The organism is Salipiger pentaromativorans (assembly GCF_024721115.1).
GTDB lineage: Bacteria > Pseudomonadota > Alphaproteobacteria > Rhodobacterales > Rhodobacteraceae > Salipiger > Salipiger pentaromativorans.
In genome coordinates this window covers 85,862-110,185 of record NZ_JAMDHK010000004.1, presented here as the reverse complement: position 1 = coordinate 110,185, position 24,324 = coordinate 85,862, and the positions used below count along the sequence as shown (strand labels likewise).

General features: G+C 67.1%; 26 protein-coding genes. 8 read left to right on the top strand and 18 right to left on the bottom strand.

Features of this window, described 5'->3' with window-relative positions:
• Positions 1-16: 16 nt before the first annotated feature.
• The 6 genes from M4578_RS08785 to M4578_RS08760 form a co-directional block, all read right to left on the bottom strand.
• Positions 17-1,927, bottom strand: a complete 1,911-nt coding sequence (locus M4578_RS08785; protein ID WP_258093072.1) for an acyl-CoA synthetase — start codon at positions 1,925-1,927, stop codon at positions 17-19.
• A gap of 169 nt (positions 1,928-2,096) precedes the next feature.
• Positions 2,097-2,525 carry a peptidoglycan-binding protein LysM gene (gene lysM / locus M4578_RS08780; RefSeq protein WP_258093071.1) on the bottom strand — a complete coding sequence of 143 codons (429 nt, stop codon included), beginning with the start codon at positions 2,523-2,525 and terminating at the stop codon, positions 2,097-2,099.
• Positions 2,526-2,652: 127 nt separating this feature from the next.
• A complete protein-coding gene (locus M4578_RS08775) occupies positions 2,653-3,867 on the bottom strand; it encodes a class I SAM-dependent methyltransferase (protein WP_258093070.1) in 1,215 nt (404 codons plus the stop codon).
• Between the two features lie 72 nt (positions 3,868-3,939).
• A complete protein-coding gene (locus tag M4578_RS08770; RefSeq protein ID WP_258093069.1) occupies positions 3,940-4,242 on the bottom strand; it encodes a DnaJ family domain-containing protein in 303 nt (100 codons plus the stop codon).
• A gap of 5 nt (positions 4,243-4,247) precedes the next feature.
• The gene (locus M4578_RS08765; RefSeq protein ID WP_258093068.1) at positions 4,248-4,739 is read right to left on the bottom strand and encodes a GFA family protein; all 492 of its coding nucleotides are present in this window, start codon (positions 4,737-4,739) and stop codon (positions 4,248-4,250) included.
• A gap of 138 nt (positions 4,740-4,877) precedes the next feature.
• Complete coding sequence (locus M4578_RS08760) at positions 4,878-5,309, bottom strand: MarR family winged helix-turn-helix transcriptional regulator (RefSeq protein WP_258093067.1); 432 nt, start codon at positions 5,307-5,309, stop codon at positions 4,878-4,880.
• 77 nt (positions 5,310-5,386) lie between these two features.
• On the opposite strand from M4578_RS08760, the gene M4578_RS08755 reads away from it, so the two are divergent.
• Positions 5,387-5,845 carry a hypothetical protein gene (locus M4578_RS08755; protein ID WP_258093066.1) on the top strand — a complete coding sequence of 153 codons (459 nt, stop codon included), beginning with the start codon at positions 5,387-5,389 and terminating at the stop codon, positions 5,843-5,845.
• Positions 5,846-5,934: 89 nt separating this feature from the next.
• Here the strand turns inward: M4578_RS08755 and M4578_RS08750 are convergent, their stop codons facing one another.
• Positions 5,935-7,497 carry a bifunctional metallophosphatase/5'-nucleotidase gene (locus M4578_RS08750; RefSeq protein ID WP_258093065.1) on the bottom strand — a complete coding sequence of 521 codons (1,563 nt, stop codon included), beginning with the start codon at positions 7,495-7,497 and terminating at the stop codon, positions 5,935-5,937.
• Between the two features lie 174 nt (positions 7,498-7,671).
• Between M4578_RS08750 and M4578_RS08745 the strand changes: the two genes are divergently transcribed.
• Positions 7,672-8,604, top strand: a complete 933-nt coding sequence (locus tag M4578_RS08745) for a serine hydrolase domain-containing protein (RefSeq protein WP_258093064.1) — start codon at positions 7,672-7,674, stop codon at positions 8,602-8,604.
• Here M4578_RS08745 and M4578_RS08740 read toward each other — a convergent pair.
• Entirely contained in the window at positions 8,601-9,182 is a 582-nt protein-coding gene (locus M4578_RS08740; RefSeq protein ID WP_258093063.1) for a TetR/AcrR family transcriptional regulator, read from the bottom strand. The two genes, M4578_RS08745 and M4578_RS08740, sit on opposite strands and share 4 nt — an antisense overlap.
• Before the next feature lie 100 nt (positions 9,183-9,282).
• On the opposite strand from M4578_RS08740, the gene M4578_RS08735 reads away from it, so the two are divergent.
• Genes M4578_RS08735 through arsC form a run of 4 tightly spaced genes read left to right on the top strand, consistent with a single transcriptional unit; the run spans position 9,283 to position 11,287 of the window.
• On the top strand, positions 9,283-9,501 hold the full coding sequence (locus M4578_RS08735; protein WP_258093062.1) for a putative antibiotic biosynthesis monooxygenase: 219 nt from the start codon (positions 9,283-9,285) through the stop codon (positions 9,499-9,501).
• Between the two features lie 57 nt (positions 9,502-9,558).
• The gene (locus M4578_RS08730) at positions 9,559-9,897 is read left to right on the top strand and encodes a DUF952 domain-containing protein (RefSeq protein ID WP_258093061.1); all 339 of its coding nucleotides are present in this window, start codon (positions 9,559-9,561) and stop codon (positions 9,895-9,897) included.
• Positions 9,894-10,952, top strand: a complete 1,059-nt coding sequence (locus M4578_RS08725) for a quinone-dependent dihydroorotate dehydrogenase (protein WP_258093060.1) — start codon at positions 9,894-9,896, stop codon at positions 10,950-10,952. The genes M4578_RS08730 and M4578_RS08725 overlap by 4 nt, the downstream gene beginning before the upstream one ends.
• Positions 10,949-11,287 carry an arsenate reductase (glutaredoxin) gene (gene arsC, locus M4578_RS08720; RefSeq protein WP_258093059.1) on the top strand — a complete coding sequence of 113 codons (339 nt, stop codon included), beginning with the start codon at positions 10,949-10,951 and terminating at the stop codon, positions 11,285-11,287. Before M4578_RS08725 ends, arsC begins: the two co-directional genes overlap by 4 nt.
• Positions 11,288-11,293: 6 nt before the next feature.
• Here the strand turns inward: arsC and M4578_RS08715 are convergent, their stop codons facing one another.
• The 10 genes from M4578_RS08715 to M4578_RS08670 form a co-directional block, all read right to left on the bottom strand.
• Positions 11,294-11,755, bottom strand: coding sequence for a GFA family protein (locus tag M4578_RS08715; RefSeq protein WP_258093058.1), 462 nt, complete (start codon positions 11,753-11,755; stop codon positions 11,294-11,296).
• 107 nt (positions 11,756-11,862) lie between these two features.
• Entirely contained in the window at positions 11,863-13,083 is a 1,221-nt protein-coding gene (locus M4578_RS08710) for a phenylacetate--CoA ligase family protein (RefSeq protein ID WP_258093057.1), read from the bottom strand.
• Positions 13,084-13,096: 13 nt separating this feature from the next.
• A complete protein-coding gene (gene thpR / locus M4578_RS08705) occupies positions 13,097-13,657 on the bottom strand; it encodes an RNA 2',3'-cyclic phosphodiesterase (RefSeq protein WP_258093056.1) in 561 nt (186 codons plus the stop codon).
• Between the two features lie 9 nt (positions 13,658-13,666).
• The gene (locus tag M4578_RS08700) at positions 13,667-14,488 is read right to left on the bottom strand and encodes an ABC transporter ATP-binding protein (RefSeq protein ID WP_258093055.1); all 822 of its coding nucleotides are present in this window, start codon (positions 14,486-14,488) and stop codon (positions 13,667-13,669) included.
• A 65-nt stretch (positions 14,489-14,553) separates the two neighbouring features.
• Positions 14,554-15,846, bottom strand: a complete 1,293-nt coding sequence (locus M4578_RS08695) for an ABC transporter substrate-binding protein (protein WP_258093054.1) — start codon at positions 15,844-15,846, stop codon at positions 14,554-14,556.
• A gap of 62 nt (positions 15,847-15,908) precedes the next feature.
• Positions 15,909-16,985: a branched-chain amino acid ABC transporter permease gene (locus M4578_RS08690; RefSeq protein ID WP_258093053.1), complete on the bottom strand. Its 1,077-nt coding sequence runs from the start codon at positions 16,983-16,985 to the stop codon at positions 15,909-15,911.
• A 98-nt stretch (positions 16,986-17,083) separates the two neighbouring features.
• Positions 17,084-17,335, bottom strand: coding sequence for a hypothetical protein (locus tag M4578_RS08685; protein ID WP_258093052.1), 252 nt, complete (start codon positions 17,333-17,335; stop codon positions 17,084-17,086).
• 264 nt (positions 17,336-17,599) lie between these two features.
• Positions 17,600-18,553 (bottom strand): branched-chain amino acid ABC transporter permease, encoded by a 954-nt coding sequence (locus M4578_RS08680; RefSeq protein ID WP_258093051.1) that lies wholly within the window; start codon positions 18,551-18,553, stop codon positions 17,600-17,602.
• 82 nt (positions 18,554-18,635) lie between these two features.
• Entirely contained in the window at positions 18,636-19,499 is an 864-nt protein-coding gene (locus M4578_RS08675; RefSeq protein ID WP_258093289.1) for an ABC transporter ATP-binding protein, read from the bottom strand.
• A gap of 85 nt (positions 19,500-19,584) precedes the next feature.
• The gene (locus M4578_RS08670; RefSeq protein WP_258093288.1) at positions 19,585-21,549 is read right to left on the bottom strand and encodes an AMP-binding protein; all 1,965 of its coding nucleotides are present in this window, start codon (positions 21,547-21,549) and stop codon (positions 19,585-19,587) included.
• Positions 21,550-21,822: 273 nt separating this feature from the next.
• On the opposite strand from M4578_RS08670, the gene M4578_RS08665 reads away from it, so the two are divergent.
• Both M4578_RS08665 and M4578_RS08660 read left to right on the top strand, forming a co-directional pair.
• Complete coding sequence (locus M4578_RS08665; RefSeq protein ID WP_258093050.1) at positions 21,823-23,703, top strand: hybrid sensor histidine kinase/response regulator; 1,881 nt, start codon at positions 21,823-21,825, stop codon at positions 23,701-23,703.
• A partial coding sequence (locus M4578_RS08660; protein WP_258093049.1) for a response regulator transcription factor occupies positions 23,700-24,324 on the top strand: 625 nt, incomplete at its 3' end. The genes M4578_RS08665 and M4578_RS08660, both read left to right, overlap by 4 nt.

Below are 24,324 nucleotides of genomic sequence, written 5' to 3'. Positions count from 1 at the left end.
CCGCGCGGTCAGCGCCTCATGCCGAGGCCCGCGTCAGCGCGACCTCCTCTTCCGCCCAGTCCCAGGGCCGGGTGAACGCCCCGAGGCAATGGCCGACCGCTTCGGCATCGGCGCCGTTGCGTTCGACCAGCGCGATCAGCCCGCGCTTGCGATCATCGACCACCGAGACCACCCGCGCGGACAGCCCCGCCTGTTCCAGAGCCCCGTTATAGACCCGCGTGATCGCCTGCATCCGCAGCTCGGGCTTGAAGATCTTGCCCACGGCGGTCTTGGGCAGCTCCGGCAGGATCGTCATGTGCTTGGGAAAGGCCGCGCGCTCGTGGATATGCACGCGCGCGTGTTTCATCAGCTCGTCCTCGGTCACCTCCGCCCCGGCCACCAGCTCGACATAGGCGCAGGGCAGCTCGCCCGCATGCGCGTCGGGCTGGCCGATCGCGCCGGCAAAGGCCACCGCGGGATGCACCAGCAGCGCCTCCTCGATCTCGGCGGGGTCGATGTTGTGGCCGCCCCGGATGATCAGATCCTTCGCCCGTCCGGTGATCCAGAGATAGCCGTCCGCATCCATCCGCCCCAGATCGCCGGTGCGCAGAAAGATCCCCTCGTGGAACAGATCCCGGTTCTTGTCGATCTCGGTATAGGTCGCGCCGGAAAAGACCCCCGGGTTCGAGACGCAGATCTCGCCCACCTCGTCACAGGCGCATTCGCGCGGCCCCTCTGCTGTCTGCTTGACGATCTTGACATGGGTATAGGGGAAGGGAATGCCGATCGAGCCCACCTTCTTGACCCCTTCGGGCGGGTTCACCGAAACGAGGCAGGTGGCCTCGGTCAGCCCGTAGCCTTCGCAGACGGTCACCCCGCAGGCGGTCTCGAAGCGGCGGAAGAGCTCCAGCGGCATCGGTGCCGAGCCCGAGAATGCCACCTTGACCGAGGAAATATCCGCATCCGGCTTCTGCTGCATCAGCGCCGAAACGGCGGTGGGCACGGTGATGATGAAGCTGATCTTCCAGCGTTCGCACAGCTTCCAGAAATTCCCGATCACCCCCTCGCCGCGATAACCCGCCGGTGTCGGCAAGACCACATGCGCGCCTGAACAGAGCGCCGACATCAGGATCACATGCGCCGCGAAGACGTGGAACAGCGGCAGCGGACAGATGATGTTGTCTTCCTCGCTGAACAGCAGCGTGCTGCCGAGCCAGCCATTGTAGAGCATCCCCGAATAGCGGTGCCGCGCCACCTTGGGCATGCCGGTGGTGCCGCCGGTGTGGAAATAGGCCGCGACACGGTCCTCGGCGCCATCGGCAAAGGTCAATGTGGTCGGCTGCTTTGCCAGTTCCCTGGCAAAGCACAGCACATCGGCGTGGCGCTTGGCCGTGACCTTGGGGCGCAGGAAGGGCACGATCCAGGATTTCGGCGGCGACAGGTAGCGGTTGAGATCGACCTCGAGCACATAGTTCACCTGCGGCGCATGACGGCAGGCCTCTGCCACCTTCTGCGCCACGTCGGTCTTGGGAAAGGCCTTGAGCGTCACCACGACCTTGGCCTCGGTCTCGCGCAGGATGGCGGCGATCTGTTCGGGCTCGAGCAACGGGTTGATCGGTGTCACGATCCCCGCCACGGCGCCGCCGAGCAGCGTGAACACCGTCTCGTTGCAGTTCGGCAGCACATAGGCGATCACATCGGTCTCGCCCACGCCGAGGCTACGGAAGAGGTTCGCCGCCTGGGTCGTCTTGTCCTTCAGAACCCGCCAGCTCAGCGTCTCGGCCGTGTCGCCGGGCCCCGAGAAAAGCTGAAAGCTGACGGCGGGGCGGTCGGGAAAGGCTTCGGCGGTGCGCTGCAACTGGGCGTAAAGCGTGGCGGGCACATCGCGCGCGGCCCAGGGCATTTCCGCTTCGATGGCATCTCGGTCGGCCACGGACGCGAAGGTCATGGTCGTCGCTCCTCCCTGACGTCCCGAATGGGTTCGGGCGTCTCCCTGCTAGAGCCGCAGTCTGGAAAGGAACGCGCCGCAGCGCAAGAGGCGGAATTGCGGCAAAGCCCGGCACACCGCCGGTGCGCCGGGCCGTGGGGCGAGGGGATGCCCCCTCGCCCGGAGGCGATCAGGCCTCGGCGCTGGCGGGAATACGCAGCACCTGGCCGGGATAGATCTCGTCGGGATCCTTCAGCATCGGGCGGTTGGCCTCGAAGATCTCGTTGTAGCGGGCACCGTTGCTCAGGGTCTTCGCGGCGATCTTCCAGAGCGAATCGCCTTTCTCGACAGTGTGGAACACCGCCGTGTCGGCCTCTTCCGCCTCGACCTCGGCCACGCCTTCGACATTGCCCACGGCGAGGATCACCTTTTCCCGCTCTTCCGCGCTCAGCGCGCCGCCGGAAACGGTCACCTTGTCGCCCGCGACCGAGATCTCGACATCGTCGGCCTTGAGGCCCAGAGCGGCGACCTCCTGCTTCAGCACCTCGGCGGTCGGCGCGGCGTCACCGCCGCCAGCGAGCGATTTGCCGGATTTTTTCCAGAAGTTGAACAGACCCATCTCGGATCCTCCCCGATTACACATTGCCGGGGCAATCTCTGCGCCGCCCCACCCGAGGGCAAGAGGGAAAAACCGCTGTGACGCGGCATTTTGGCCGCGCCCGGACTGGGAACGCCGGGGCCGCGGGTCAGCGCCGTGGCGGTTCCGGGCGCCGCAGCAGTCCCGAATAAAGCAGCAGACCCCAAGGCGCCAGCGCGCCGTCGATTCGCGCCCAGAGCGCGCCGAAGGCCAGCGGGTCGATCCGCGCGGCACGGGCGATCTCGTCCAGGCTGCGCCGACCGTCGATCCCCGCGATCAGCGCCGCCGCCTCCCTGGGCAGCGCCAGCTCGGCCGAGAGCTGGCCGATGCGCAGCGGCAGCGACCGCCCCTGCGCCACCGCCCGCGCCAGCGCCTGCCGCTGCACCCCGCGCAGATGCGGCACGAGCTGGCGGTTGCGCCCCTGTGCGACGCTTGGCCCGGCGCCCTGCGCCACGGCATAGGCCGTATGCATCCGGATCGTCCCGCGCAGCTTTTCGGCCACCGCCATCTGCGTCTCGGGCGCCATGTCCTCGGGCACCTCCGTGATCAGCGCCAGATCGTAAAGCGCCGGTGTGGTGAAGGAGGCCAGATCCCATCCGGTTTCGGCCAGCACCGCCAGCAGATCCGGCACCGCATAGGCACGGTCCTGCCCGTGCAAAAGCAGGTCGTAGAACGCCGCGTCGCTCTTGCGGTGGTCGCTCAGATTGGGATTGCAGGCAAAGGGATGCCCCTCGGGCAGCCCCGCCACCAGCCGTTTCGCCCGGTCGAGCCGCGCCTCGGGCGGCAGCCCCTCGAAAAGCGCGCCGAACGCCTCTTGCAGCGGATAGACGCCCGATCGGCCATAGGGCGCATAGACCATGAAGCCCAGGCCTCCGCCCGGCGCCAGCGCCGCGCGCAGGGCCCGGAACCCCGCCGCCGGGTCGGGCAGGTGATGCAGCACACCGCAGCAGTCGATATAGTCGAAGGTGCCGAGCTCTGGCGCCTCCAGCAGACTGCCGCTGTGAAAGGCGATATTGCCCAGGCCCCGGATCGCGGCGCGGGCCTCGGCCACCTCGCGCGCGGCGGCCGAGAGGTCGAGATAGGTGAATTCTGCGGGCGCGCCGGCCTTCTGCATCAGCGTGGCAAGCTGGATCAGCCCGTCGCCGGTGCCGCCGCCCGCCACCAGCACCCGCAGCGGCTTTGACCAGTCGCGCAGCCCGTTCCAGAGGAAATGGTCCATTTCCAGCGGATGCGAGGGCGATCCGGTGATCAGGCGGGTGCGTTCGTCTTCCGGATCGCGCTCGGGATAGGGGTAGGCTTCGTATTGTTCCTTGACCGTGACCATGCGCCCGCGCCTCCTGTGCCCCAGCTTCCGCCGCGCGCGACACTGGCACGGGCGGCGCGGGATGTCCAAGCCTCAGCGCGCCTTGCGGGCGATCTCGATCTTCGCTTCCAGCAGCGACATATCCTGCATCAGCCGGCGCCGCGCGCTGCGGTCGGCGGTCTCGCGCAGCTCTTCGCGCAGCTTTGCCAGCTCGCGCGAGAGCGAGACGAATTCCGGCACCGCGCCATTGTCCTTCAGGATCCGGTTCAGCACCGCGTTTTCAGGGTCGTCGCAGGCCGGCAAGGGCTGTCCGGCGCCGGGCAGGTTGTCGAAGGCGCCCTCCTCCTCGGCCTTGCGGATGCGCGCGTTGATGAGGTCGATCAGCGGGTGGTCCATCGCGTTCAGCCCTGTTGTTGCTGTTGCTGCTGCGCCACGCGCGCAAGCTCTGCCGCGCGCCGTTCCAGCGCCTCGGGGCGCCAGGTGGCCGAGCGGCGGTAGAAGGCGGGAAAGACCCGCGCGCCGTCGGGAAAGGGGATCCAGGGATGGGCGCTTTCGGTGAAGATATGCACGTCCGGCGCGACGCGCGACGCGTCGTCGAGCGTGCCCACCCGGACAAAGGCAAAGGCGCGCCCGGCCCCGGCATAATGCGACCAGAGCGCCACCTGACAGCTGGGGCAGCGCGCCACGGTCTGGCCCTTGCCGCTGGCCGAGGGCAGCGCGATTTCCTGCGGACGGCCCGCGTCGCATGCGATGTTGCGGGTTTCGATCATGGCGTTCAGGGCAAAAGCCGAACCGGTCTCCCGCTGACACCATGTGCAATGGCAGCAATGGGTGATGAGCGGCGTATCGGTCAGGTGAAAGCGGATCTCTCCGCAGGTGCAGCGCCCGTGCATGGCTCTCTCCGGCTGACTTTGGCGGACAGCATGCCGGCGATCCGCGGGTTTGGCCAGTGGCCAGGCGGGGGCGCTGCCCCCTCGCGCGCCGGGGCGCGCTTTCCCCCGGCGTATTTGCCGGAAAGATGAAAGAGGCGGTCAGTCCTTCAGCGCGTCGATGGCGCGGGTCATCGCGGCGACGAAAGCGGCGCGCTCCGGCGCAGTCATCGCGGCCATCGCCCGGTCGTTCACCTCCTGCGCGGCCCGTTCGGCGGGCCCCTGAAGGGCGCGGGCCCGGGCGGTGAGATGGATGGTGCGGGCGCGGGCATCCTCGGCATGGGCGCGGCGGGTGATCAGCCCGTCGCGCTCCATGCGCTTCAGCGTATTGGCCATGGTCGCCTGTTCCACATCCAGCCGCGCCACCAGATCGCGCTGGGTGAGCCCGTCCTCGCGCCAGAGCTCGAGCAGCGTCATGAACTGCGCCGGCGCCAGATCCAGCGGGCGGATCCGCTCGGCCAGCGCATGGGCAAAGAGCCGCGCCATGTGATTGGCCAGATAGCCCGCGGACCGGGTCTTTTCGAAATCGCTCATGGGGCTTGCCTACACTTGCATAGCGCGCTATTCAATACGCCACATACATAGCTTGCTATCAAAAAGGAGTCTTCCCCATGTCCCGTTCCCGTCTGGTTCTGATCCATGGCGCCTCGGGCGCCGCCGCGCTGGCGATTGTCGCATCGTTCTGGTCGCTGGCACTTTATGCCGAATTCCTCGCCTCTTCCGGCGCGGTGATCGCGATCCGGCAGGCGATCCTCTATGTGCTGCCATTCCTGGTGCTGGCCATGGCGGCCGCCGGCGCCAGCGGCGCCAGGCTCGCCGGAGGGTCGAAAGCCCCCGCCGTGCGGGCCAAGATGGCACGGATGCGGGTGGCGGCGCTGAACGGTCTGCTGGTGCTCGTCCCGGCGGCGGTGTTTCTCGGGCTGCGGGCACGGGCCGGAGATCTGACCGGCGCCTTCGCCTATGTGCAGCTTCTGGAACTCTGCGCCGGCGCGCTGAACATCGTGCTGCTGGGGCTGAACATGCGGGCGGGGATGGCCATGAAGGCCCGGAAACGCGCGCATGTGGCATGAGACCGTGGCCGCCCGACAGAACAAAGCGCCCGAAACGAAAAACGCGCGGGGTCGCCCCCGCGCGTTGCCATCCGAGCGATGGGAGCCGCTTACTCCTTCACGGTGATGCGGCCATCGGTATAGGGCGTGTAAGGCGCGTTGGCGGCGATGAATTCCGCCGTCACATCCGCCAGGTCCGGACCGAAATCATAGGCGTTCTGCGCATCGACGAACATCTTGTAGCCGTCGCCGCCGTTGCGCACGTAGTTGTTCGACACCACGCCGTAGAGCTTTTCCGGGTCGATGGGCTCGCCGCCCACCTTCACGTCGGAGATGCGGCTGCCGACCTCGGCCTTGGGATCGACGGTGTAGGAGAGGCCCGCGACCTGCGCGAAACGGCCCGCGCCTTCTTCCATCTGGCTGGCGCCGTTCTCGAGCGCCGCGATCATCGTCGCGCCGGTCACCTGGAAGGTCGACAGCGTGTTCTGGAACGGCAGGACCGAGATCACCTCGCCCATCGTCACCTCACCCGCGTCGATGGAGGCGCGCAGGCCGCCGCCGTTCTGGATGGCGATCTCGATGCCCTGATCCTTGACCCGGTCGAGCATCGCATCGGCCACGAGGTTGCCCATCGTGCATTCCATCGCGCGGCAGCTGGTCCGGTCGCCGTCGATCGGCTCGGCCGCCTCGGCGACGATGGTCTGGCGCATTTCGTCGAGCGGCCCGGCAAGCTCGGCGACGCGGGCGACGGTGGCCTCGTCCTCGGCAACCGAGGCATCGAGCAGCATCGGCGCGCCGGTCAGCCCGGTCAGGGTGCCCGCGTCGTCGAAGGTCACCTTCATCTCGCCCAGATACTTGCCATAGGCATAGGCGGTGACGATGGGCGTGCCGTTGGCCATGGTCGGATAGGGGCCCTCGGCGCCGTCCATGTCACCCAGCAGCGTGTGGCTGTGGCCGCCGATGATCAGGTCGACGCCGCTCAGCGATTCGGCGAGATGGATGTCGGCCTTGTATCCGACATGGGTCAGCAGGATGATCTTGTTCACGCCTTCCGCGGTCAGACGGTCGATCTCGGCCTGGGCCGCGTCGATGGAGGGCGAAAAGATCACGGTATTGCCGGGCGAGGAGGTCTCGGGCGTGTCCTCGGCCAGAACCGAGATGATGCCGATCTTTTCCGAACCGGGTTCGAGCACGGCGGATTTGGCCACGCGGCCCGCCAGCAGGTTGTTCTGGCTGACGTCGATATTCGCCGAAAGCACCGGGAAGGACACGTTGTCGAGGAAGGCCGACAGGCCCTCGGGGCCCTTGTCGAACTCGTGGTTGCCCACGGCCATCGCGTCATAGTTCAGCTTGGTCATGAACTCGGCGGCCAGATCGCCACCGTATTGCGTGAAGAACAGCGAGCCCTGGAACTGGTCGCCCGCGTCGAGCAGCAGCACGTCGCCTTCGGCGCCCGCGCGCGCGGCCTCGATCGCGGTCACAAGGCGTGCGATGCCGCCAAAGCATTTGCCCTCGGTGTTGTCCTCGGAGGAACAGGTCGAATCGTATTTGCTGATCGGCTCGAAGCGATCATGGAAATCGTTGGTGTGCAGGATGGTCAGCGAATAGTCCGCGCTGGCCGCACCGGCGGACAGTGCCAGCGCCGCAACACTCGTCAGAAGACGGAAAGACATGGGAAAACCTCTCTGTAGGCGTTTTATGACAGAAATGTTGCAACGCTTCGGGGAGAGTGTCAAAGCACTGCTTCGCGTGACGTAGCGCCGGGAGATGACATTCCCATGGCATCGCCCAAACTCAGGCCGAAACCGGCCGGTGGCGCGATGCGCCGGTTGTCGCCAGGAGAGACCATGCAAAACCCGGCAGAGACACACGCTCACTGGAGCTGCGCTGACGGGCGCGAAGGCGCAACCGCCGGGTCCGCGCCCGTGTTTCCCTATTGGAGCTTTACCAAGACCGTCATAGCCCTTTGCGCGCTGACGCTCTCCGAGACCGGCAAGCTCGATCTCGACGCGCCGGTGACGGCGTTCCCCGCCACGCTCCGGCAGCTTCTGACCCATACCGCCGGGTTGCCGGACTACGGGCCGCTCCCCGCCTATGCGGCGGCGGTTGCCGCGCAGGAAGAGCCCTGGCCGCGTGAGCGGCTTGTCGCCGCTGTCATGGCAGAGGGCCCGCTATTCGCGCCCGGACAGGGCTGGGCCTACTCGAATCTCGGCTACATGCTGGCACGCGAAGAGATCGAGCGGGCCGCCGGGACGGATTTCTTTTCGCTCTTCAAGGCGGCGCTCGGCGATCCGCTCGGGCTCGACAGCATCGCGCTTGCCCGGACCCGCGCCGATTTCGCCCGCACGGCCTGCCCCACCGCCGGCGCCTATCATCCCGGCTGGGTCTATCACGGCTGTCTGACAGGAACCGCGCGCGATGCGGCGCGGCTCCTGCATGCGCTGTTCTCGGGTGCGCTTTTGTCTGCGCCGGCTCTGGCACAGATGCTTGAGGCCGTTCCCCTCGGCGGCGCGCTCGCAGGCCGGCCCTGGACCGAATGCGGCTACAGTCTTGGCCTGATGAACGGCCGGGCGGGCGATGCCGGCCGGTGCATCGGGCATTCAGGCGGCGGCCCCGGCTGCGTCTGCGCGGTCTATCACTTCCCGGATCTGGACCGCCCGGTCACCGTGGCGAGTTTCGCCGACGGCCACGACGAAGGCGTGGCCGAATTCGCGGCGACGCGGCTTGCCCGGCGCGCCGGCGCGGCCCCCGGGGCGATCCAGGACGGGCTCCGCGACTAACCGTCGGCGGGTTTGGCCCAGCCCCGCACCAGAGACCGCGCCATTCCGGCGGTGTCGGTGTCGAGCCTGTCCACCAGCAGATGCAGCCAGGCCATCGCCATGACCGTCCGCGCCATCTCGGGGACCGGCACCTCGCCGGACAGCTCGCCGCGCCCTGCGGCGCGCTCGAACACCTCGCCAAGCCCTATCAGGCGCTCCTGACGGTAGATCTCCAGCGCCTCGCGCAGATCGTCGTCGCTTTGCGACGCGGCGATGATATGGCGAAAGATCCGCCCCTCGGGCCGGCGCCAATGCGCGAACAGCGTGTCGAGCACCGCCGCCACATCGCCCTCGAGCGTGCCGGTCTCGGGGTAGCCGGTGATCTGCTTCTGCCGGCGGTAGACGGCCATCAGAAGCGCGCCCCGCGTCGGCCACCAGCGGTAGAGCGTCGCCTTGCCCGCCCGTGCCCGCTTGGCCACCGCTTCCATGCTGACCCCGGCGATCCCGCGCTCCGCCAGCAGCGCCGCGGCGGCATCCAGAATGGCCGTTTCGGTCGCGGGATTGCGCCGGGCCCCGATGGACGCACGCTTGACAGTCATTTGCATCGCCTTTCGCCGTTTCCGCCTGTTTACCCCTTTACAGAGGGCGATGCCAGAAAATATAGGAACGATACGTTCCGTTCATATAAAGGAAACGCGCATGACTTCCTCCTCCCGTCCGCCTTCCCGGCCGCGCCTTGCGGTCTTTGTCTTCCTCGGCGTCTACCCGCTTGTCACGCTGGCCCTCTACGGGCTCGCCCCCATGACCGAGGGCTGGACGATCTGGCAACGCAACCTCGTGATGGTGCCGATCATCGTCGTGTCGATGATCTGGGTCATCATTCCCCGCATTCACCGCCATTTCGGACGCTGGCTGTGACGCTCTATCGCTCCGCCGGGGATTGACCGGCGGGGCGTTCCCCGGCATCTCACTCTCATGCTGATCTATAAAATCCTGAGGTCCGGGGAATGGGCCGCGCTGCAAGCCGAGGGCGAAACCACCGGAGCACCGGTGGACGAGGCCGATGGCTTTATCCATTTCTCCACCTTGGATCAGGTGCGCGAAACCGCCTCCAAGCATTTCGCGGGCGAGGACGGGCTCTTTATCCTGGCCTTCGAGGCCGACGATCTGGGCGATGCCCTGAGATGGGAACCCTCGCGCGGCGGGGCCCTGTTCCCGCATCTCTACGGCGCCCTGCGGCTGGCCGATGTGCGCTGGTCGCGCCCCCTGCCGCTGGGCATGGGCGGGCATGTGTTTCCGGATGACATGACATGAGCCTCGTCGAGCGCGCCGGGCTGGCGCTGTTGCACCGCATGGACCCCGAGTCCGCCCACGGGCTGGCGCTGAAGGCGCTGCAATCGGGGCTGGCCGCGGCACCGGGCACGATCACCTCGGACCGGCTGCGCTGCCGCCTCGCGGGGCTCGATCTTGCCAATCCGCTGGGCCTTGCCGCCGGGTTCGACAAGAACGCCGAGGCGCTGTCGGGCCTCTCCCGCGCCGGATTCGGCTTTGTCGAAGTGGGCGCGGCCACCCCTCGGCCGCAGCCCGGAAACCCCCGGCCCCGGCTGTTCCGCCTGACCGAAGACCGCGGGGTGATCAACCGGTTCGGCTTTAACAACGACGGGATGGATGCCATCGCCGGGCGGCTGATGCATCGGCCCAAGGACATGATTTTAGGTCTAAATCTCGGCGCCAACAAGGACAGCGACGACCGCGCGGGGGATTTCGCCCGCGTCCTGGCGCGCTGCGGCGCCGATCTGGATTTCGCCACGGTCAATGTCAGCTCGCCCAATACCGAACGGCTGCGCGACCTTCAGGGCAAGGCGGCGCTCGCGGCGCTGCTGGCCGGTGTGATGGAGGCCCGCGCGGATCTCGACCGCCCGATCCCGGTCTTTCTCAAGATCGCGCCCGACCTCGACGCGGCCGGGCTTGCCGATGTCGCGGAGGTGGCGCTCTCCTCGGGTGTGGCCGGGGTGATCGCCACCAACACGACCCTCGACCGCGACGGCCTGCGCTCGCCGCTGCGGGCGGAAGCCGGCGGGCTCTCGGGCCAGCCGCTGTTCGAGAAATCGACCCGCGTGCTGGCGCGCCTCTCGGTGCTGACCGAGGGACGGCTGCCGCTGATCGGCGTGGGCGGTGTCGGCTCGGCCGAGCAGGCCTATCAGAAGATCCGCGCCGGCGCCTCGGCGGTGCAGCTTTACAGCGCCCTGGTCTATGGCGGTCTCAGCCTCGTCTCCGAAATCCTGCACGGGCTCGATGCTCTGCTGGCGCGGGACGGATTCGCCTCGGTCGCCGAGGCAGTGGGCACCGGACGAGAGGACTGGACATGATTCTCTGGCACAACCCCCGCTGTTCGAAATCCCGGCAGGCCCTGGCGCTGCTCGAGGAAAAGGGGCTTCGCCCGGAGATTCGCAAATATCTCGACGACGCGCCCAGCTACGACGAGCTGAAGGCCGCGCAGACCGCGCTCGGCCTGCCCGCCATCGCGATGATGCGCACGAAGGAGGCCGCCTTCCGCGAGCGGGGTCTGACCCGCGAGGACAGCGACGAGGCGCTGCTGCGCGCCATGGCAGACGAGCCGAAACTGATCGAACGTCCGGTTGCCTTCGCCGAAGGGCGGGCCATCATCGGCCGCCCTCCGGAACGGGTTCTGGAACTGCTCTGACCCGCCTCAGGCGCGGCTTGCCGCATAGTCCCCGACCAGCCCCGCAAAATCCTCGACGCCGGGAAAGCCCGCATAGCTGCGCTGCGCCGGGGTGCTGACCCAGGGCAGTTTCTCATCCGTCATCGTCTCGAGGAAGGGCACGCACCAGTCGGGCCGGTCGAACATGGTGGCCCTTGCATTCACAAAGCTGTCGGCCCCCTCGAAGCCGCTCAGACGGGTGAACATCCAGGTCAGGCAGTCCGGGCAGAACATGTGATCCAGCCCCGGCGTCTTCGCCCCGCCGCGCACCGGCACCCCCTGCACCACGCGAAACGCCCCGGCGGGCACCATCGCGGTCAGCGAAAACGCGCTGGCGCTCATCTTCTGGCAGCCGGTGCAATGACAGACGGCGGTCATCAGAGGCTCGGCACTCACCTCGATCCGGGTGGCACCGCAGCGGCAGACCCCAAGGGCCGGGGAAACGGACATGAGACAGCTCCTCGTTCAGAGCGCCTCCCTCCCCGTCCGACACGCGGCCTCCGGGCGCCCGCCGCGACCCTGCGCAGCGCCCGCCCGGGCGTCAAGCGCTGCGGCGCTCAATCGTAGCGCCGCGTGTCCTCGATCACCACGCCGTCGCGCGGCAGCCCGCCCGGCTTCACCAGCTCCACGGTCCCCTTGAGCTTGAGTACCTCGGCCACGGTGCCCGCATAGGGGGCCGGATCCTCGGCAACGGTCTCGATACGCACGGTCATCACGTCCATCTCGCCCTCGCGGCTCGCCACCACCCGCGCGCGGTCGATCTCGGCATGTTTGGCCACCAGCGCGGCGACCTGTTCGGGGCGCACGAACATGCCCTTGATCTTGGTGGTCTGGTCGGCGCGCCCCATCCAGCCCTTGATGCGCATATTGGTCCGGCCGCAGGGGCTTTCCCCCTCCATGACCGCTGACAGATCGCCCGTCGCGAAGCGGATCAGCGGGTAATCGGGGTTGAGCGTGGTCACCACCACCTCGCCCACCTCGCCCGGCGCGACCGGATCGCCGGTTCCGGGCGTCACGATCTCGACGATCACCTGTTCATCGACGATCATCCCCTCCATGGCGTCGCTTTCATAGGCCACCATGCCCAGATCGGCGGTGGCATAACATTGCTGGCAGGAAATCCCGCGATCCGCGTAATATTGCCGGAGCGACGGGAACAGCGCCCCCCCCGACACCGCCGCCCGCGCGATTCCCAACCCCAAGCCCAGCGCATCGGCCTTTTCCAGAATGAGCTTGAGATAATCCGGCGTGCCCGCATAGGCGGTCACGCCCACGTCATGCGCCGCCCGCGCCTGAAGCTCGGTCTGGCCGGTGCCGGCGGGCAGCACCGCCGCGCCCACCGCGCGGGCGCCGTTCTCAAAGATCATCCCCGCCGGCGTCAGATGATAACCGAAACAATTCTGCACGATGTCCCCCGGCCCGATGCCGCAGGCCGACAGGAACCGTCCCAGCCGCCACCAGTCGTGCGCGTTGCCGCCCGGCTCGTAGATCGGTCCGGGCGACTGAAAGACATGCGCAAACCCATGCGCGGGTTTCGTCGCATAGCCCCCGAAAGGCGCCGCCGACGCCTGCGCCGCGACCAGCGCCGATTTCCGCAGCACCGGCAGGCGCGCCAGCGCCGCGCGATCGGTGACCGCCGCCGCATCGACCTCGGCCAGCGTCTCCGCATAGCCCGGCAGCCCCCGGGCCCGCGCGATCTGCTCCGGCATGGCCGCCGCCAGGGCCGCCGCGCGCGCATCCGCGCTGCGCGTCTCCAGATCGTCGTAATACCTGCTCATCCGAGCCTCCTTGTCATTCCGTCCCGGACCATGGCCCCAGCGGATACTCCGCCAGCGTTTCGTAAACCGCCCCCTCGGGCGTCAGCACCGATCCCACGAGCCGCAGCGCTGCCACCGGCGCGGGCGGCGTGGCCAGACCCGCGAACCGCGCCAGCGCCGCATCCAGCCGCAGCCGGTCGGCCTCGCGCAGACCGGCGCCGAAGCGCACCAGCGTCACATGCGGGCGAAAGCGCGCGCGTGGCAGGGCGATCTCTGCCGCGCTCACGGCCCGCATCGCCGCGCGCTGCAACGCCATCAGCGCCGGCGCCCGCGCCACATCCGCCGCCAGCAGCCTGGCGCGGCGCCCGCCGAACAGCGCAAGCCCCGTCAGCGCCAGCGTACAGCCCGGCAGCGCGCGGCTCTCCAGCGCCAGATGCAGCTCCTGCAATGCCGTCTGCGGCTGATCGTCCAGAAAGACCAGCGTCAGGTGCAGGTTCTCCTCCGGCACCGCGCGGCCCACGGGCACCGCCTCCTGCACATCCAGCAGGGCGGGCAGAAGCGGCTCGGGGATGGGAAGCGCCAGAAAACATCGCATACATGCGCGTCATGCCAGCCAGCGCTTGCGGCGGCGATAGGACCGCACGTCGCGGAAGCTCTTGCGGCCCTCGTCCGACATGCCGAGATAGAATTCCTTCACATCCGGGTTCTCGCGCAGATCCGCCGCGGGCCCGTCCATCACCACCCGGCCATTCTCCAAGATATAGCCGTAATGCGCATAGCGCAGCGCCACATTGGTGTTCTGCTCGGCCAGCAGGAAGGACACGCCCTCGCCCTCGTTCACCGCCTTCACGATCTGAAAGATCTGCTCCACCAACTGCGGCGCCAGCCCCATGCTGGGCTCGTCCAGCAGGATCGTCTCGGGGCGGCTCATCAGCGCCCGCCCGATGGCGCACATCTGCTGCTCGCCGCCCGAGGTATAGCCGGCCTGCGATTTCCGCCGCTCCTTCAGGCGCGGGAAATACTCATAGACCATCTCCAGATCGGCGGCGACCGCCGCCTTGCCGTCGCGCCGGGTGAAGGCCCCGGTCATCAGGTTTTCCTCGATGGTCAGATGCTCGAAGCAATGTCGCCCCTCCATCACCTGGATGACGCCCTTCTTCACCAGCGCGGCGGGGTCCAGATCCTGTACCCGCTCGCCGCGATAGATCACCGAGCCCTTGGTCACCTCGCCCCGCTCGGAATGCAGCAGGTTCGAGATCGCCTTCAGCGTCGTGGTCTTGCCCGCGCCGTTGCCGCCCAGAAGCGCGGTGATCCCGCCCTTGGGCACCGACAGCGACACGCCTTTCAGCACGAGGATGACGTGGTTGTAGATCACCTCGATATTGTTGACCTCGAGAAGGGTCTCGGTGCGTCCCGAATCCAGCATCTTCTTCTCTTTCCAAATACGCGAAATCCGGCGGCGACACCCGCGCCGCCGCCGGGCAGCTCAGATCACATCTTGCAATCGTCGTTCATCGGCCAGGGCGCGTTGGCTTCGGCATATTCCTTGGCCTTGGCCTCCTCCAGCTCGGCGATCGCCGCGCTGTCGGGCATGATCAGATCCGAGGCCTTGGTGAATTTCGCCCCGTCCCATTCCAGGATCCAGCCGCCCGAATGGCCGGTGTGGTTGGCGCAGGAGGTCGAGAAGGGCGGCACCATGCCGGTCATGCCCAGCTCGGCCAGACGCTCTTCGGTGAGGTTGAGGTTCTCCAGCCCCCAGCGCAGCTCGGAGGGAGAGATCTCGCCCTTGCCGAAATGCGCCTGCGCCACATGGATGCCCTCGGCGAGCATCATCGAGATGACCAGCCCGCGCGAATAGAAGACCCCGGCCATCTCCTCCGGGTTCGACAGGGTGTTGCCCGGCTCGACGAGATATTTCTGCAGATCCGCCATGATCGGCGCATCCGGGTTCGGGAAGGACCAGCTCACCGATTTATAGCCCTTGCCGGCCTCGCCCACGAGGTTGAGATCCGCGTCATGCCCGGCCCACCAGACCCCCAGCATGTTCTCCATCGGGAACTTGGTCTTCACCGCCTCGGTGATGGCACCGGCATTCATCGCGCCCCAGCCCCACATGATCACGTAATCCGGGCGTTCGCGGCGGATCTGAAGCCATTGCGCCGACTGGTTCTGCATCTCCTTGAGCCCGACCGGGATCGGCAGCAGCTCGAAGCCCTGGCTTTCCGCCTTCATCTCGAGATAGGGCAGCGGCTCCTTGCCGAACGGGTGGTCGAGATGCAGGAAGGCGACCTTCTTGCCCTTCAGATCCCCCTGCTGGGACAGGTATTCCAGGATGATCGAGGCGCCGTCCCAATAGGAGAGCGGCGTGTTGAAGGCCCATTTGAACACCTTGCCGTCGGCCATCGGCGAAAAGCCGTAGCCGGGCGCCAGGATCGGGATCTCGTCGACATTGGTCTTGGGCAGCACCTGGAGCGTGATGCCGGTCGACCAGGGCTGCGTGACGATGGCCCGGCCCTTGGTCTTCTCGTAGCACTCCACCCCCTTCTCGGTGGAATAGCCGGTCTCGCATTCCTCGAAATCGACCGGAACGCCGCCGATGCCGCCGTCGCGGGCGTTCAGCAGTTCCATATAGTCCTTCTGCCCGTTCATGATCGGGATGCCGGTCGCCGCAAAGGGCCCGGTGCGATAGGCGAGGTTCGGCGTGTAGAGCCCCTCGGCCAGCGCCGTGCCGCCCATCAGCGCGCCCAGCGCCGCAGCGGCGGCCAGTCTGGTAAAGTGTTTCATCGAGTCTCCTCCCTTGAATGTCCGATGAATGGTTGTGTTTTCCGGTCGTGCCGACCCGCCCGTCAGTGCGGGAAGGGCCAGATGATCAGCTTCTCCCGGATCAGCGCCCAGAGACGGGCGAGCCCGTGCGGCTCGATGATCAGGAAGAAGACGATGAGGCTGCCGACGATCATGACGTTCAGATGCTCGACCGTGGCGGACGAGATCGGCAGGCCCAGCGCCTCGGGCACGGTGTTCAGCACCACCGGCAGGCCGACGATCAGGATCGCGCCCAGGTAGTTCCCGAGGACCGACCCGAGCCCCCCGATGATCGCGATGAAGAGGATGCGGAAGCTGAGCGGGATGTCGAAGAGGTTGGGTTCCGCTGCGCCGCGCCACATGAAGACGAAAAGCGCGCCCGCCACGCCCACCACATAGGACGAGATCGCAAAGGCGGTGAGCTTCGAGCGCATCAGGTTGATGCCGATGAGCTCGGCAGCGATGTCCATGTCCCGCGTCGCCTTCCAGCTCCGCCCCAGCGTGCCGCGGGTGAGGTTGATGCAGATGAGGGTCATCAGCGTCACCACCCCCAGCACCACGAAATACTGCACGACGGACGAGGCCTGCGGCCCGGCCACATAGACCCCGAACATCTCGAGATTGGGCACCTGGATCGCGCCCGAGGCGTTGTAGTTGTAAAGCCAGCCCCATTTCTCGAAGAGCCAGACCAGGAAGAACTGCGCCGCCAGCGTCGCGATGGCGAGGTAGAACCCCTTGATCCGCAGCGACGGGATGCCGAACAGCACCCCCACCCCGGCGCTGAACACCCCCGAGAGCAGGATGGCCACAATGGGGTTCATCCAGGGGAACAGCGTGACCAGCTTGTAGCAGGCATAGGCGCCCACCCCCATGAAGGCCGCCGTGCCCAGCGAAAGCTGCCCGGCATAGCCCGTCAGGATGTTCAGCCCCAGCGCCGCCAGCGAATAGATCAGGATCGGGATCAGCAGCGTCTGATAGGCGAATTCGCTCGCCACCAGCGGCAGGATCGCCCAGGCGAAGATCAGGATGATGCCCAGCAGAACCGCGTCCTGACGGATCGGGAACAGGGCCTGGTCGGCCTGATAGCTGGTCTTGAATTGTCCGGCCGTGCGATACAGCATCCCGCCTTCTCTCCCTTGTCTGTGAGGGTGCAGGGCACCCGTGCGGTCGGGACACCCCGCCGCGAACTGCATTGATCAGAGCCGCTATTGAAGCGGTGTCAGAGGCTGCCTTCGTGCTCCCGGAACTCGTCCGGGAAGGCCCGCTTGGGCGCGGGCGCATAGCCCGTGCGCTCGCTGTGCCCGACCAGCCAGAACCAGGCCCAGAGCCCCAGCGCGCCGCCAAGCGCCGCCAGGATGAGCGCGGTGACCGTCTGCCCGCCGGCCGCCGTATTGGCGGTGAGCGCCAGATAGCCGAACGCCCAGAAGCCCGCCCAGGCCACCACGTTCAGGATCGCAATCAGCTTTGCCATCTTGATCTTCTCCCTTGATCGGCGGCCCCGTCTCTCCTCCCGGCGCCACCCGCTCCGTCCTGTCACCGCGACGGCCCGGTCGTAGGGTGGGCAATCCTGCCCACCATCATCTGTCTCTTCCTCCGAGGCGCCCGCATATGGCGGAAACCGATCCCCGGAGGTCTTTCCGGGCTGCCCTCGTCGCTGCCTCGTCATCGGGGCTCCGCCCTCTGCCGCCTCAAACCCTCCCCCGGAGGGTTTGCCGGGCTTGCGCCCGGACCGGCGTCAGACCCTTTCGATGATGCGTTCCCCGAAGAGCCCCTGCGGGCGGAACAGCAGCACGATCAGCGCCAGCATGAAGGCGAACCAGGTCTCGGTATTGCCGCCCAGCAGCGGCTGCCCCCAATAGATCTCGAAGAGCTTCTCCAGCATGCCGATCATCAGCCCGCCCACGATGGCCCCGGTGATCGATTCGAGTCCACCCAGCATCAGCACCGGCAGCGCCTTGTAGGCGATGACCTCCAGCGCAAAGCTCACCCCCGCGCGCGCGCCCCAGGCGATGCCGGTGACCAGCGCGATGATCCCCGCGATGAACCAGACCAGCACCCAGATCGTCTGAAGCGAGATCCCCACCGACAACGCCGCCTGATGATCGTCGCCCAGCGCCCGGATCGCCCGGCCCATGCGCGTCTTGTTGAGGAAGGCCAGCAGCGCCACCACCAGCAGGGCCGCCACCACAACCGCGGTGATGTCCTTCTGCTCGAGGATCAGCAGCCCGCCCCAGGGTTCCAGCAGCACCGAGTCCGTGGGAATGCCCAGCTCCGAGGTGATCATCACCTTGTTCTCGCCGCCAAAGATGATCTCGCCGAAGCCGATGAGGAACAGCGTGATCCCGATGGTGGCCATGAAGAGGATGATGTCGGGTTGGCCGACCAGCGGGCGCAGCACCACCCGCTCGATGGTGACCGCCAGCACGAACATCACCCCCAGCGTCAGGATCACGCAGATCCAGGCCGGCACGCCCATGGCGTGCAGCCCCACCAGCGTCAGCGCGGCAAAGACCACCATGATGCCCTGGGCAAAGTTGAAGATCCGGCTCGACCGGTAGATCAGTACAAAGCCCAGCGCGATCAGCGCATAGAGGATCCCCGACACCAGCCCTTCCCAGAGCACCTGCAACAGAAAATCCGGCGCCCCGACCATATCGGCGAAGGGTTTGATGAAAATCTCGTTCAGCATAGCGTCTGCCCCGTCTCACTCCCTGTCACCCCCATTCCGGACCGGCGCTCTGCCGCCGGCCGGCACACACCGCCCCCCGGCCTCAATGCGCCACTCCCAGATAGGCGTCGATCACGTCCTGGTTCGCCCGCACCTCCTCGGGCGGCCCGTCGCCGATCTTCTTGCCGTAATCCATCACCACCACCCGGTCGCTCAGATCCATCACCACGCCCATGTCGTGCTCGATGAGACAGATCGTGGTGCCGAACTCGTCGTTCACGTCGAGAATAAAGCGGCTCATGTCCTCCTTCTCCTCCACGTTCATCCCCGCCATCGGCTCGTCGAGCAACAGGATCGACGGTTCCGCCGCCAGCGCCCGCGCCAGCTCCACCCGCTTCTTCAAGCCATAGGGCAGCCGCCCCACCGGCGTCTTGCGGATCGCCTGGATCTCCAGAAAGTCGATGACCTTCTCCACCTTCTCGCGGTTGGCGATCTCCTCGTCGCGCGCGCGGCCCCACCAGAGCGCCTGCGACGCGATGCCCGCATGCATATGCGTGAGCCGCCCGGTCATGACGTTGTCGAGCACCGACATGCCCTCGAAGAGCGCGATGTTCTGAAAGGTCCGCGCCACACCCATGCGCGCCACCTCATAAGGTTTCATCGCAGGCCGTTTCGCGCCCTTGTACCAAAGCTCGCCCTCGGAGGGCGTGTAGAACCCGCTGATGATGTTCAGCATCGAGCTCTTGCCCGCCCCGTTGGGCCCGATGATCGCGCGGATCTCGCCTTCGCGAATGTCGAAGGAAATATCCTTGATCGCCACCACGCCGCCGAAGCGCAGGGTGATGTTGCGCAGTTCCATCAGAACCCCCCCGATCTGCCGCCCGTCGGCGGTCACATAGCCTTGCGTGTCCGTCACGGCCTCCTGCCTTTCATCTTCCCCCCAAATACTCTGATCCGCCCCATCCATCATCGCGGGCCTCCCCGGCTCGGGCGCCCCACGGGATGGCGGGCGGGGCGATGTGCGCAGCACGAGCGACGTCCAGCCATCCCGCTCACTCCGCCGCCATCGCGCGCGGTGCCACCGGCACCACCTGCGCGTCCACAACCGTCAGCGTCGCCCTGATCTTGCCCTTGCGCCCGTCCTCATAGGTCACCTCGGTCTCGGTGTAGACGCTCGACGAGCCGTCATAGAGCGCGGTCACCAGATCGTGGAACTTCTCCGCGATGATCTTGCGCCGCACCTTCCGCGTCCGCGTCAGTTCGCCATCGTCGGCATCCAGTTCCTTGTGCAGCACCAGAAAGCGGTGGATCTGGCAGCCCGAGAGCATCTCGTCCTCCGCCACCGAGGCATTCACCTCCTCCACATGGGACCGGATCGTCTCCAGCACCTGCGGATGGCCCGCCAGCTCCTGATAGGAGGCATAGGCAATATTGTTGCGTTCAGCCCAGTTGCCCACCGCCGTCAGGTCGATGTTGATGAAGGCGGTGCAGCGGTCGCGATCCGCGCCGAACACCACCGCCTCGAGGATATTGGGATAGAACTTCAGCTTGTTCTCGACGTATTTCGGCGCGAACAGCGCCCCGTCGGCCATCTTGCCCACATCCTTGGCCCGGTCGATGATCCGCAGATGCCCGGTGCCCTCCTCGAAGAACCCGGCATCGCCGGTGGCGACCCAGCCCTCGGCGTCCTTGGTGTCCGCCGTGCTGTCGGGGTTCTGGTAATATTCCACGAACACCCCCGGCGAACGGTAGAACACCTCGCCGTTCTCGGCGATGCGGATCTCCACCCCCGGCGAGGGCACCCCCACCGTATCGGGCCGCACCTCGTGATCGGGCTGCTGGGTGATAAAGACCGACGCCTCGGTCTGCCCGTAAAGCTGTTTCAGGTTGATCCCCAGCGCCCGGTAGAAATCGAAGATCTCCGGCCCGATGGCCTCGCCGGCGGTATAGCCCACCCGCACCTTGGAAAACCCCAGCGTGTTCTTGAGCGGCCCGTAGACCAGGAACGACCCCAAAGCGTATTTCAGCCGCTCCAGCACACCCACGGGCTTGCCGTCCAGGACCTTCGGCCCCACCCGCCGCGCATGCGCCATGAAATGGTGGAACATCCGGCGCTTCAGCGCGCCCGCATCCTCCATGCGGATCATGATCTGGGTGAGCTGCGTCTCGAAGACCCGCGGCGGCGCGAAATAATAGCTGGGCGCGATCTCGCGCAGATCGGTCATCATCGTCTCGGCGCTTTCGGGACAGTTCACGCAGAACCCGGTCCAATAGGCCTGACCGATGGAAAAGATGAAATCGCCGACCCAGGCCATCGGCAGATAGGCCAGCACCTCCTCGCCCGGTCCCAGCTTGTCGAACTCCGCCGAATTCCGCGCCGTCTCGATGATATTGCGGTTCGACAGCACCACGCCCTTGGGCTTGCCGGTGGTGCCCGAGGTGTAAAGCATCACGCAGGTGTCGTCATAACCCAGCGCCTCGCGCCGCCTGGTCAGCTCGCCGATGAACTCGTCATAGGCGGCGCGACCCTGGTTCTGGATGTGGGCATATTCGTGCAGCGTGCGGTGATCGTATTTCCGCATGCCGCGCGGGTCCACATAGATCATATGCTCGAACTGGTGCAGGTCCTCCTGGATGTCGATGACCTTGTCGACCTGCTCCTGATCGGCGGCGATGACAAAGCGCGCGCCGCAATGTTGCAGCACATATTCCATCTCTTCGGCCACCGCGTCCTGATACAGCGGCACCGGCACCGCGCCGCACATCTGCGCCGCCACCATCGACCAGTACAGCGTCGGTCGGTTGCGCCCGATCACCGCGACATGATCGCCGGGGTTCACGCCGAGGTTCAGCAGCCCCAGCGCAAAAGCCTCGATCTCCTTTTCGACCTCGGCCCAGGTCCAGCTCTGCCAGATGCCGAACTCTTTCTCGCGATAGGCCGGGCGCCCCGCGAATTGCGTCGCGTTCCTGTGCAACAGCGCCGGAATCGAGCGCAGACCTTCCACGCCCTCGGACATATACGCCAAGTTGTTTCCTCCCGTTTCGCCCGGTCTCCCGGACGCACGCCCCCTCCTCCAGAGGGCCATCGCGTCTGATGCGCGATTCTGACCCCATTAAGGGTCACGAGCATGCTGACGGTCAATGTTTTCGTGAAGTTTTCCCAATCCTTACGAATTGTAACAGCCGGGCGCGTCATGCCGCCCCGCAGCATTCCCGCCCGCCTCCACGCAAATGCCGCGCCACGCTTTCCAGCCGCGCCGGGCGGTGCTAGCCATAGACCAGGAGGAGACATGACCAAGGCTGCACTGACCCAGGCCGGGCTGAACCTGATCCAGCAGGCGCTGTCGATCTACGACAGCGATCTGCGGCTTGCGGTCTGGAACCGCCGCTTCGGCGAGATGTTCGACCTGCCCCAACGGCTGATGACCGAGGGCGCAACCTTCGAGGAGACCATCCGCCATCTCGTCGCCGCCGGCGAATACGGGACGGTCACCGACATCGAGGCCTTCGTGCGCGCCCGCGTCGATCAGGCCCGCGCCTTCGAGCCGCATTACATGGAGCGCACCCGCGCCAACGGCCGGACCATCAGCGTCGAGGGCGCGCCGCTGCCGCAGGGCGGCTGGGTCACGGTCTATACCGACATCACCGCGGTGAAGCGGCAGGAGCAGCTCCTGCGCACCCGCTCCGAGCTGCTCTCGGAAGAGGTGCTGCTGCGCTCGGAAAAGCTCGCCGCCGCCAACCGCAAGCTCGCCGCCACCAACGCGGCGCTGGAGGAGGCGCGGCGCGAACTGACCGAGATGGAGGCCCGCACCCGGCTCACCACCGAGATGATGCCCGCCCATATCGCCCGCGTGGATGCCACCGGGCATTACACCTTTTCCAACCGGCGGCTGTCCTCGGTGATGCCCGGGCGGCCCTCGGACATCCTGGGCCTGCATATCTCCACGGCGCTGGGGCCCGCCTATGAAAAGGTGAAACCGCATCTGGAACGCGCGCTCGCGGGGACGCAAAGCATCTTCGAATTCACCGATGACGGCTCGTCGCGCCGCATCCGCGCGGTCTTTACCCCCGATCCGCAGGATCCCGGGGTCTATATCCTCAGCCATGACGTCACCGAAGAGACCCAGGCGCGCGCGGCGCTGCAACAGACGCGGCGGCGCGAACTGGCGGTGCAGCTCACCTCGGGCATGGCACATGATTTCTCGAACCTGCTGACCATCATCCTCGGCATGCAGTCGAAACTCGCCCGCATGGTCGAGACCCGCGAGGCCGAGGCGCTGGTCGCCGGCACCCTTCAGGCGGCGCGGCGTGGCGGCGATCTGCTGAACCGCATCGCCGACATCACCACCCACCGCGCCTGGCGGCCCGAACCGGTCGCACCGGCGGCGCTGCTCAGCGATCTCGCAACGCTGGCCACCCCCTCGCTGCCCGGCAGCGTGCGTCTGGAGACCGACGCGCAGATCGAAGGCAGCTTCCTGCTCGACGCAGGCTTGTTGCAGGACGCGGTGCTGAACCTGATCCTCAACGCCGCCGATGCCTGCGGCAGCGAGGGCGTCATCCGCGTCAGCGCCCGTGCGATCAAGGATACCTGGCTGGAGCTGTCGGTCGCCGACACCGGGCCGGGGTTCAGCGAAGAGGCGCTGAAACACGGGCTCGACCCGTTCTTCACCACCAAGGGTGGCGAGGGCACCGGGCTCGGGCTCGCCATGGTCTACGACATGGTCAAGCTCGCGGGCGGCGGGGTGAAGCTCAGCAACGGCGCGCCCGGCGCCTGCGTGACCCTGCGCCTGCCGCTGCGCCGCGCCCTGTCGCTGCCGCAGTCCGGGCTCGTGCTGCTGGTCGAGGACAATCCCGAGCTGCGCGCCCAGGTGCGCGAGATGCTGACCGCGCTCGGCCATGTCGTGGCCGAGGCCGCCTCGGTCGAGGAGGCCTGCGCGCTGGCCGAGGGGCTGGAAGTGGATCTGGTGCTGTCCGACATCACCCTGGAAGGGGCCGAGCCGGGCTCGGACCTGCCGCTGCGCCTGCCGCATCTGCCGGTGCATCTGATGACCGCGCTGCCCCCCGATCACCCGCGGCATGTGGAGGCCCGCCGCCGCGCGCCCGTGCTGACCAAGCCCTTCACCGCCGACGAGCTCTCTGCCTTTCTCGGCCACCGCAGGAGCGCCGCATGACCGCCCCGCTCGTCTCCATCCTCGACGATGAACCGGCCATTCGCGTGATCCTGTCGGACGTGCTGACCGAGGCCGGGTTCCGCACCATGACCTTTGCGCGGGCCACCGAATTCGAAGCAGCGCTGAAGCGCGCCACGCCGGATGTGTGCCTGGTCGATCTGGGTTTGCCCGACCGCGACGGGCTGACGCTGGTGCACCGGCTGGCGCTGGAACAGGGCGCGGCGGTGATCATCATCTCGGGGCGCGCGCAGGTGCAGGACCGGGTGACCGGGCTGGAGCTGGGCGCCGACGATTACATCATCAAGCCCTTCGATCCGGCGGAGGTGGTCGCCCGCATCCGCGCCCGGCTGCGCGGCCCGCGCGTGGCGCGGCGGCAGGGCGACACGGCGACGTTCGCCGGCTGGACGGCCCATTTCGACCGCTACGCGCTGGAGGACGAAAGCGGTGCCGAAACGCCGTTTTCCCATGCCGAGGGCGAGGTGCTGCGGCTGTTCCTGGACAGTCCGAAACGGCTGATCACCCGCGCACAGATGCAGGAGACCCTGGGCGGCGCGGCGGGCGAGAGTTTCGACCGGGCGATGGACGTCCGGATCTCGCGGCTGCGCACCAAGCTGCGGGAAG

Excerpts from the sequence above, each read along its gene's own strand:
- M4578_RS08670 (WP_258093288.1), bottom strand. The coding sequence starts at position 21,549 with ATGTCCGAGGGCGTGGAAGGTCTGCGCTCGATTCCGGCGCTGTTGCAC.
- M4578_RS08770 (WP_258093069.1), bottom strand. The coding sequence starts at position 4,242 with ATGGACCACCCGCTGATCGACCTCATCAACGCGCGCATCCGCAAGGCC.
- M4578_RS08755 (WP_258093066.1), top strand. The coding sequence starts at position 5,387 with ATGTCCCGTTCCCGTCTGGTTCTGATCCATGGCGCCTCGGGCGCCGCC.
- M4578_RS08675 (WP_258093289.1), bottom strand. The coding sequence starts at position 19,499 with ATGGATGGGGCGGATCAGAGTATTTGGGGGGAAGATGAAAGGCAGGAG.
- M4578_RS08785 (WP_258093072.1), bottom strand. The coding sequence starts at position 1,927 with ATGACCTTCGCGTCCGTGGCCGACCGAGATGCCATCGAAGCGGAAATG.
- M4578_RS08735 (WP_258093062.1), top strand. The coding sequence starts at position 9,283 with ATGACTTCCTCCTCCCGTCCGCCTTCCCGGCCGCGCCTTGCGGTCTTT.
- M4578_RS08700 (WP_258093055.1), bottom strand. The coding sequence starts at position 14,488 with ATGCTGGATTCGGGACGCACCGAGACCCTTCTCGAGGTCAACAATATC.
- arsC (WP_258093059.1), top strand. The coding sequence starts at position 10,949 with ATGATTCTCTGGCACAACCCCCGCTGTTCGAAATCCCGGCAGGCCCTG.
- M4578_RS08725 (WP_258093060.1), top strand. The coding sequence starts at position 9,894 with ATGAGCCTCGTCGAGCGCGCCGGGCTGGCGCTGTTGCACCGCATGGAC.
- M4578_RS08760 (WP_258093067.1), bottom strand. The coding sequence starts at position 5,309 with ATGAGCGATTTCGAAAAGACCCGGTCCGCGGGCTATCTGGCCAATCAC.
- M4578_RS08775 (WP_258093070.1), bottom strand. The coding sequence starts at position 3,867 with ATGGTCACGGTCAAGGAACAATACGAAGCCTACCCCTATCCCGAGCGC.
- M4578_RS08740 (WP_258093063.1), bottom strand. The coding sequence starts at position 9,182 with ATGACTGTCAAGCGTGCGTCCATCGGGGCCCGGCGCAATCCCGCGACC.
- lysM (WP_258093071.1), bottom strand. The coding sequence starts at position 2,525 with ATGGGTCTGTTCAACTTCTGGAAAAAATCCGGCAAATCGCTCGCTGGC.
- M4578_RS08730 (WP_258093061.1), top strand. The coding sequence starts at position 9,559 with ATGCTGATCTATAAAATCCTGAGGTCCGGGGAATGGGCCGCGCTGCAA.
- M4578_RS08695 (WP_258093054.1), bottom strand. The coding sequence starts at position 15,846 with ATGAAACACTTTACCAGACTGGCCGCCGCTGCGGCGCTGGGCGCGCTG.
- M4578_RS08715 (WP_258093058.1), bottom strand. The coding sequence starts at position 11,755 with ATGTCCGTTTCCCCGGCCCTTGGGGTCTGCCGCTGCGGTGCCACCCGG.
- M4578_RS08750 (WP_258093065.1), bottom strand. The coding sequence starts at position 7,497 with ATGTCTTTCCGTCTTCTGACGAGTGTTGCGGCGCTGGCACTGTCCGCC.
- M4578_RS08680 (WP_258093051.1), bottom strand. The coding sequence starts at position 18,553 with ATGCTGAACGAGATTTTCATCAAACCCTTCGCCGATATGGTCGGGGCG.
- M4578_RS08745 (WP_258093064.1), top strand. The coding sequence starts at position 7,672 with ATGCAAAACCCGGCAGAGACACACGCTCACTGGAGCTGCGCTGACGGG.
- M4578_RS08685 (WP_258093052.1), bottom strand. The coding sequence starts at position 17,335 with ATGGCAAAGCTGATTGCGATCCTGAACGTGGTGGCCTGGGCGGGCTTC.
- M4578_RS08690 (WP_258093053.1), bottom strand. The coding sequence starts at position 16,985 with ATGCTGTATCGCACGGCCGGACAATTCAAGACCAGCTATCAGGCCGAC.
- M4578_RS08765 (WP_258093068.1), bottom strand. The coding sequence starts at position 4,739 with ATGCACGGGCGCTGCACCTGCGGAGAGATCCGCTTTCACCTGACCGAT.
- M4578_RS08665 (WP_258093050.1), top strand. The coding sequence starts at position 21,823 with ATGACCAAGGCTGCACTGACCCAGGCCGGGCTGAACCTGATCCAGCAG.
- M4578_RS08710 (WP_258093057.1), bottom strand. The coding sequence starts at position 13,083 with ATGAGCAGGTATTACGACGATCTGGAGACGCGCAGCGCGGATGCGCGC.
- thpR (WP_258093056.1), bottom strand. The coding sequence starts at position 13,657 with ATGCGATGTTTTCTGGCGCTTCCCATCCCCGAGCCGCTTCTGCCCGCC.